Here is a 1,045-nt window from a genome sequence, read left to right as displayed (position 1 = left end):
GCGGTAGGTTGTCGGCGCCGTGAACAGCACGCTGGCGCGGTGCTCGGTGATGGCGTCCAGCAGCGCGGGCGGCGTCGGTTTTTCGAGCAGCACGGTGCTGGCCCCCACCGACAGCGGGAACAGCAGCAGCCCACCCAGGCCGAAGGTGAAGCCCAGCGGCGGGCTGCCGATGAAGGTGTCCGAGGCTTCCGCGCGCAGCACGTGTTTCGGCCAGCAGGCGCAGATGGCCATCACGTCCTGGTGGAAGTGCATGGTCGCCTTGGGCACGCCGGTCGTGCCGGAAGTGAAGGCCAGCAGGCAGGTGTCGTCCGCCGCGGTGTCCACGGCCGTGAAGGGCTTGCCGAGGTGGCGGGCCATCGCGGCTTCCAGGCCTTCGGGCGAAGCATCGTTGAAAAGCCGAACCTGCGCCAGCGTCGTGCAGTCCGGTCGCGCCAGCTGCAGTTCCTCGGCCAGCGCCAGGTCGCACAGCGCGTGCGTGGCCTGCGCCTTCGAGACGACCTGTTTCAGCTCCTTGGCGCGCAGCAACGGCATGGTCGCCACCGCAATCGCGCCGGTCTTCATCACGCCGAACCAGCAGGCCGCGAGCATGGGGTTGTTCGGCGCGCGCAGCAGCACGCGCTGGCCGGGGACCAAGCCCATGTCTTCGACCAGCACATGCGCTATCGCGTCGGCACGCGCCTGCAGTTCGGCGTAAGTCCAGCGCAGGCCGGGGGCGAGGATGCAGGGCCGCTCGCCCCAGCCGCGCGCGATGGCGCCGTCCAACAGTGCGGCCGCGCAATTGAGCTGCGGCGGGAACTGCAGTTCAGGCAGCGTGAACAGGTACTCGGGCTGCAGTTCGCGCGGCGGCAGGTGGTCGCGCGCAAAGGTGTCGAGGTGGGCGGATCGGCCTTGGGTCATGGTGCGTTCCTCGTGAGAACTACTTCAACAGCTCTCTGGCGATGATGAGCTGCTGCACTTCGCTGGCGCCTTCGTAGATGCGCAGCGCGCGGATGTCGCGGTACAGGCGCTCGACGACCGCGCCCGAGCGCACGCCCGCGCCGCCCCA

2 protein-coding genes are annotated in these 1,045 nt (G+C 69.4%); both read right to left on the bottom strand.

Annotated features, from left to right (window positions below):
* Positions 1-897, bottom strand: an 897-nt coding sequence (locus FKP22_RS31465; RefSeq protein ID WP_141292076.1) for an AMP-binding protein, incomplete at its 3' end; no start/stop codon positions are given.
* 19 nt (positions 898-916) lie between these two features.
* Positions 917-1,045: acyl-CoA dehydrogenase family protein (locus FKP22_RS31460; protein ID WP_259372481.1), on the bottom strand; the 129-nt coding region annotated here is incomplete at its 5' end.

The organism is Ideonella azotifigens, assembly GCF_006519715.1.
Lineage (GTDB): Bacteria > Pseudomonadota > Gammaproteobacteria > Burkholderiales > Burkholderiaceae_C > Ideonella > Ideonella azotifigens.
Note: the sequence above shows the minus strand (reverse complement) of the source record. Positions and strands in the feature narration are given on the sequence as shown.